At 43.5% G+C, this 209-nt stretch carries 1 pseudogene; it reads right to left on the reverse strand.

The features are described 5' to 3' along the window. Positions 1-209 (reverse strand): annotated as a pseudogene (locus HJY11_RS14815) (aminopeptidase P family protein); the annotation flags it as partial.

Here is a 209-nt window from a genome sequence, read left to right on the forward strand (position 1 = left end):
TATACCCTTCTTGTTCCGCACGGAGGCTTGTGAGTTTGTCAGCAGCGCTAAGCTCTGTGATGACCTCTTTATCGTATCTGGTTTTGATCCAGTACATGAATTTCGTGATGGCTACGCCATCCTTGATGTGAGCCTCTTTAATATTTTCCAGCTCTACAGGATTTTTCATTGCTTTCATAAGAATCGTCGGATTTGCACATTCTACGGTC

This window comes from Bittarella massiliensis (ex Durand et al. 2017), from assembly GCF_017566145.1.
GTDB classification, from domain to species: domain Bacteria; phylum Bacillota; class Clostridia; order Oscillospirales; family Ruminococcaceae; genus Bittarella; species Bittarella massiliensis_A.